This window comes from Aedoeadaptatus coli, from assembly GCF_900343085.1.
Classification (GTDB): Bacteria; Bacillota; Clostridia; order Tissierellales; family Peptoniphilaceae; genus Aedoeadaptatus; species Aedoeadaptatus coli.
Map to the genome: position 1 here is coordinate 1 of NZ_OPYI01000027.1, position 6,448 is coordinate 6,448.

5 protein-coding genes and 1 pseudogene are annotated in these 6,448 nt (G+C 54.6%); 4 read left to right on the plus strand and 2 right to left on the minus strand.

The window, feature by feature from the left end; genetic code table 11:
- Positions 1–250 precede the first annotated feature (250 nt).
- Complete coding sequence (locus DG046_RS09340; RefSeq protein WP_108832235.1) at positions 251–859, minus strand: Crp/Fnr family transcriptional regulator; 609 nt, start codon at positions 857–859, stop codon at positions 251–253.
- A gap of 101 nt (positions 860–960) precedes the next feature.
- Here DG046_RS09340 and DG046_RS09345 point away from each other — a divergent pair, with 101 nt between their 5' ends.
- The 4 genes from DG046_RS09345 (at position 961) to DG046_RS09360 (ending at position 6,184) form a co-directional block, all read left to right on the plus strand.
- Positions 961–2,496, plus strand: a complete 1,536-nt coding sequence (locus DG046_RS09345) for a YjjI family glycine radical enzyme (RefSeq protein ID WP_108832236.1) — start codon at positions 961–963, stop codon at positions 2,494–2,496.
- Positions 2,496–3,332, plus strand: coding sequence for a YjjW family glycine radical enzyme activase (locus DG046_RS09350; RefSeq protein WP_199909619.1), 837 nt, complete (start codon positions 2,496–2,498; stop codon positions 3,330–3,332). The genes DG046_RS09345 and DG046_RS09350 overlap by 1 nt, the downstream gene beginning before the upstream one ends.
- 104 nt (positions 3,333–3,436) lie before the next feature.
- Entirely contained in the window at positions 3,437–4,546 is a 1,110-nt protein-coding gene (locus tag DG046_RS09355; protein ID WP_108832238.1) for a copper amine oxidase N-terminal domain-containing protein, read from the plus strand.
- Positions 4,547–4,636: 90 nt separating this feature from the next.
- Entirely contained in the window at positions 4,637–6,184 is a 1,548-nt protein-coding gene (locus DG046_RS09360) for an acyl CoA:acetate/3-ketoacid CoA transferase (RefSeq protein ID WP_108832239.1), read from the plus strand.
- Positions 6,185–6,317: 133 nt separating this feature from the next.
- Here the strand turns inward: DG046_RS09360 and DG046_RS10045 are convergent.
- Positions 6,318–6,448: pseudogene (locus DG046_RS10045) on the minus strand (transposase); the annotation flags it as partial.

Consider the following 6,448-nt stretch of genomic DNA (forward strand, 5'->3'; position numbering starts at 1 on the left):
TTTGGATTGGCGCGTAAGATGGCTTGCTCTTCAGTGGTTAGTTTTCCTCGTCCCATGGTTTCCCTCCTTAATTGAATTATACACGATTTGAGGTGGGGGGGATGTCCAAATCTTGGGGACCGGGTTACTTCCGCTCTGAGCTCTTTTCCCCGCCCCCCGGGTTTCAAAATCATGAAAGAACAGATTTTAAGCGAATGAAGTCACTTGAAAACATAGCCTTACCTACGCCATTGGAATGCGAAAGAAAAAATTATTTCGTCTTTTCCTTCAACATTTCATGTCCTTCCTTATTGACGACGATTTTCCCTTTTTCCCTAAAAATACATCCTTCCTCCTCCAGCTCATTCAAATACCGATACAAGCTCCTCATGGGGATGGCCAAAAGATCCGCCAGGTCTTCTCTCTTCAACGGCAATGTGGCGGGGAAGGGGGCTTTGGTGTTTTTGTAGATGGCGTAGGCGAGGCGGTCTTTTTTGCTCAGGTGTTTTTCTTCCGCGTTTTGCCGCATGGTTTCTTCGCTGAGGCCGGCCAAATAGCGCAGAAGGAGCATAAGGACATCGGGCGTTTGAAAGAGGGGGTTTTTCAGGCTCAGGCTGTAGTAGCGCCCGGCGGTGACGGCTTTTACGCCGGAGAGGACGGGGCTTTCGGTGAGACTTTCGATAAGCCCCAAGCATTGGGGGGCGGTCATAAAGCTTTGAAGGATGCGCTCGCCTTCTTGGGCGTAGCGGGACACTTCCACGGTGCCGGATTCCAAGAGCAGAATGGAAAATTCGGCGCTGTCGGGATACATGAGCACATCTCCCGGGCGAAAGGGGACGGGCGGGGCGCTAAGCCTCTGAAAAAGTTCTTGAAAATTCATACTTTCCTCCTAAAAGGTGCCATGTGGCATCTTTTTTTCTTACAAATAAGTATACACTGGATATAAGAAAAAAGGGACGTTATTTGAGACAGGAGGCTATTATGGAACGCTTTTTCACCATGGACGAATTTCATCAAGCGGTGCGCGACGTGCAAAAGGATGCGGCGCAAACTTACGAGCAACAAACTTTCCGCCTGGCAAAGCTTGCCGAAAACAGTTTGGATTATCCCGTGGCGAATGACGACGCCTTTTACGACCTCTATGCCAAGGGGGAAATTTGCGATTTAGACGAAGGCCACGCCCCCTATGCGCCGCGCTACATTCTGCCCGATTACGAAAAGTATCTAAAAGAAGGCAGCGAATTTTTGCGCATCGAACCGCCGAAGACGCTTTTGGAAGCCACGACGGCGCTTCTGATTATGTACCACCACGTCCCGAGCATTACCCGCTTCCCGGTCTACATCGGTGCCCTGGACGATCTCCTCGAGCCCTTCGTTGAAAAGACGAGGGAAGACGAGGCGCGGGCGATTTTAAAAAGCTTTTTAATGCAGCTTGACCGCACGGTAGACGACTCGTTCTGCCACGCCAACATCGGCCCCTACGAAACGAAGACGGGGAATTTGATTCTGGAGCTTTTAGAAGAGCTTCAAATCGTGACGCCGAACATGACGCTCCTTTACGACGAAGAAAAGACACCGGACGCCTTCGCCGAAAAGGCCCTGGCCTGCAGTTTGACCTGTGCCAATCCGGCCTTCGCCAACGACGCCTATTACAGCGCGGACTTCGGCGACGTGCCCTACGGCATCGCGTCTTGCTACAACGCCCTTCCGAAACACGGCGGCGCCTTTACTTTGAGCCGCCTGCGCCTGAACAAAATCGCATTGGGCGCAGACAGCGTCGACGGCTTCTTCGAAAAGAATCTGCCCCACGCCATCGACACCATGCTTCACTTTATGGAATCGAAGATTCGCTATTTGGTGGAAGAAACGGCCTTCTTCAAATCCAATTTCCTCGTCACGGAAGATTTCATCGACCTCGATAACTTCGTCGGCCTCTTCGGCATGGTGGGTCTCGCGGAATGTACGGAAGCCCTTCTGAAGCTTGACGGCAAAGAAGGCAAGTACGGTACCGACGAGGCGGCGGACGCCATGGGCATTCGCGTCATGGACTTTATCCAAGAGCGTGTAAGCCAATTTGAATCGGCCTACAGCCCGGTGTGGAACCACCGCTTTATGCTCCACGCCCAAGTGGGTGCGGCCAATGATGAGGGCACCACGGCGGCTCACCGCATTCCCATCGGCCAAGAGCCGGATCTGTACAGCCACATTCGCCAAGCGGCGAAGTTCCAAAAATACTTCCCCTCCGGCGTGGGCGATCACTTCCCCTTCGACGAAACGGCGAAGAAGAACCCGAAGGCCGTGCTGGATGTGTTTAAGGGCGGCTTCAAGCTGGGGAACCGCTACCTTTCCGCCTACAACGACGACGGGGATCTGATCCGCGTCACGGGCTATCTCGTCAAGAAATCCGACGTGGAAGCCTTTAAGGCCGGCAAGCAAGTCACCTACGACACGGTGCAATACGCCGCCGATCCCCTGACGAAATACGGCATTTTGGACCGGAAGGTGGAAGGGGTCTGATGCTTCTCGTCAACAAGCTGATTCCCATGAGCGTCGTGGACGGCCCGGGGAATCGCTTTGCCATCTTTCTGCAAGGCTGCAATTTCAACTGCAAATACTGCCACAATCCCGAGACCATTCACCGCTGCATCCACTGCGGCGACTGCGTGGCCGGTTGCCCGGCGGATGCCCTTTCTGTGGTAGAGGGGAAAGTGGTGTGGGATCCGGTGAAGTGCGTGGACTGCGACAAGTGCATCGCCACCTGCACCCACGGCGCGTCGCCGAAGGTGCGGGCCATGAGCGCCGAAGATTTAATGAAGGAAATCGAAGGCGCCATGCCCTTTATCGAAGGCATTTCCGTGAGCGGCGGCGAAGCCACCCTGCAGGCGAAGGAACTGATTCCCCTCTTTCAAATGGTGAAGGAAAGAGGCCTCACGGCCCTCATCGACTCCAACGGCGGGTTGGATTTTTCAAAAGGGGATTTGAATACCCTGCTCGAAATCTCCGACGGGGTCATGTTGGATGTGAAGGCCTGGGAAAAGGAAGATCACCTTCGGATCACGGGCCGGGACAACGACGTGGTGAAGAAAAACCTCGCCTATCTCGCCGAGAAAGATAGAATCGAAGAGCTGCGCTTCGTTCTATTAGATACCTTAGACAACGAGCACACACTTCGCGAAGCGGCGAAGGTGCTGGGGGAGAGCATCCACACTACCCGGGCGAAGCTCATCAGCTATCGCCACTTCGGCGTGCGGAGCGAATATATAGACGAACTGCGCGCCCCGAGCCGGGAGGAAAAAGACCGGCTCCTGGCCTTGGCGAAGGAACTGGGCTTCGGTGAAGTCGTGGATATTTAAACCTGCTGTTTCGGCAGGTTTTTTTGTGCCGTGAATTCAGGGTGTTGATTTTATTGAAGGGGGGGTATAATTAAGGAAAGAAAGGTCGAGAAAAGGAGGTAGACATGAAAAAATTACTCGGATTAACACTGGCCCTCGCCATGATTCCCGGCTTGGCCTTTGCTGCAGATCCCATCACCCTTTATATTAACGGGATCGACGCAAGAGACTATAAGGAACAGCCCATTGTGCGGGAAGATCGCCTGTTCCTCCCCGTGCGAAGCGTCACGGAAGCCATGGGCTATAAAGTGGACTGGAAGGCCGAGAGCAAAACCGTCACCGTCGGCGATGTGAAAATGGTCGTCGGCGAAAAAGACTATGTGGCGAAGGGGGAAAAAAAGACCATGGATGTGGCCCCCTTTATTGAAAAAGACCGCACCTATGTGCCGGTGCGCTTTTTGGCCGAGGGGATGAAGCTTCCCGTCACCTGGGACGGGAAGAATCGGGCGGCCATCGTCGGCGCCTACAAGGGTGCGCCCGCCTTTGAGCCGGAGAAAACCGTCACCTACGGCAATGTGACTTTCTCCCTGCCGAAAGATTGGGAAAAACAGCTGACCATTACTTACGCTTATAATCAAGTGACCTTTTACGACAAAATGAACCACGAAGTTCAGGACGGCTACGGGGTCATCGCCGACATCACGCCCATGGCGGATCCCAAGTCGCCGGTGCCGGCCATTCTCTTGCACAAGGGCAATTGCTTCTACACCCTCGCCACTTTCGCTAGCGACGTGCAGGTGGCGGATACGGGCGACAAAAAACTTTGTGACAGCTACACGAAATCCAATCAACTGGTAAAGGAAATTTTAAAGACCGTGGAAATTAACGACGTATTCAGCGAAGCCGACCGCGTGAAGGTGGGCGATGTTTCCATGGTGCTTCCCGAGGCCTACAAAGACGCTATCGGCGTGGAAGAATCCGAGGGAAATGTGTTGCTCTTTGAAAAGACCAACGAAAAGGCGAAGAAGGGCACGGGCCTTATCGGCACCTTCCGGGTGGTCGATCAAAAGGGCTTGGAGAAGATGAAGGAGGACTACCGCCTGTTTAGGTACAATAAAGACGGCAGCCTGATCTTTGTCTGGGCGGATAAGCCGAGGGCAAAGGATCCGGTCCTGAAAAAAGCCTACGAAGAGGGCGTGGGGAAAGTACAGGAGATTCTCCAGACCGTGAAATGATTTTACAAAAGGGGCCGAAAGGCTCTTTTTGTTTGACTTCCTTTTTTTCCTAAGATACACTGAAACGGAAATACAAAGGAGGACGAAGGAATGGAGAGAATCGATGCGCGACAAGCGGCGCGACTGATTAAGGACGGAGACACCTTGGCCGTGTCGGGCTTTTTGCTGGCCACGACGCCCAGCGAATTGTTGCGGGAAATCGGCAATCGCTTTTTGGAGGAAGGCCATCCCCGGAATATGACCCTGCTTCAGGCGGCGGGCACGGGAAACAACGGGGACGAGGGGATTATGGAGATCTCCCATCCGGGCATGGTGCGCCGTTATTTGACGGGGCATTTCGCCCGCAATCGCCGCTTGGCGGAACAGGCGTCGAAGCACGAAATCGAGGCCTATAATTTTCCCCAAGGGGTGCTGTCGAAAATGTATCGGGCCCTGTCGGCGGGCCAAAAGGGCGTATTTACCACCATCGGCCTTCACACCTTCGTGGATCCGAGAGAAGGGGGCGGCAAGCTCACGGACATTACCACGGAGGACTTGGTGGAGCTCGTCACCCTGGACGGGGAAGAGTATTTGTACTACAAGGCTCAGCCCGTGGACGTGGCCATTATTCGTGGCACCACCGCCGACGAGCAGGGCAACATTACCATGGAAGAGGAATCGGGGATCGTCGATGCCCGTGAAATCGCCATGGCGGCCAAGGCCTGCGGCGGCAAGGTCATCGTGCAGGTGAAGTACACGGCGGACAGCAAATCTCTGGATCGCAACCGCGTGGTGATCCCGGGAATTTTCGTGGACTATGTGGTGGTGGCCACAGAGCCTGAAAAAACCCATCGCCAAACCGTGGCCGAATATTACGACCCCGCCATTGCCGGGCACACGAAGCGGCCCGTGGCCAAGGTGAAGGATGCGCCCTTGGACGAGCGGAAGATCATCGCCCGCCGGGCGGCCATGGAGATTCGCCCGGGGGACGTGGTGAATTTAGGCTACGGCATGCCCGAGGCCGTGGGCCACGTGGCGGCGGAAGAGGGCCTGAGCGATTCCATTACCCTCACCCTGGAATGCGGCATTATCGGCGGCGTGCCCCTGGGCGGAGCGAATTTCGGCTCGGCTTTAAATGCCCACGCCGTCATGCCCATGAGCCAACAATTCGATTTTTACAACGGCGGCGGATTGGACGTGGCCTTTTTGGGCTTTGCGGAAGTAAACGAAAAAGGCGACATCAATGTGTCCAGCTTCGGCGGGCGCTTCGCCGGCTGCGGCGGCTTCATCGACATCTCCCAAGCCACAAAGACCATCTTCTTCGTAGGCACCCTCACCACGGGAGGTCTGGAAGAACGCGTGGAAGGCGGCAAGCTCGTCATCGACAAGGAGGGCAGCCGCATGAAATTTATCGACGCCCTGCCTCAAAGGACCTTTAACGGCGCCTACGCCTTGAAGCAGGGACATGCGATCACCTTCATTACGGACCGCTGCGTCATGAAACTCACGGATGCGGGCTTCCTCATTACGGAAGTGGCGCCGGGGGTGGACATCGAGAAAGACATTATGGCCCACATGGCCTTTCGCCCGAAGGTGGCGGAGGATGTGAAGGAAATGGATCCGCGGATCTTCGCGCCGGAAAAAATGCATTTGGCTTAAGGACGGGAAACCGTCCTCAGACTGCAGACAAACTCCGAATAAATCTCGGGGTTTGTCTCTTTTTTATGTATTTTTTCCATAAATCAGCAAAAGAAGGGCCGCAGTCTCCCCTCTCCCGCTCTCTTCGATCCATCATCAGTGCCAGTTTTTTCATGTTCATGCACGCAAAGGTCAGCACCGCTTTTAGATCCATTTTCTTTCGTCCACGCTGGTTGGTGTAGCGAAGGCCATGGTATTCTTTCGCGCTGCCGAATTGCCGTTCGA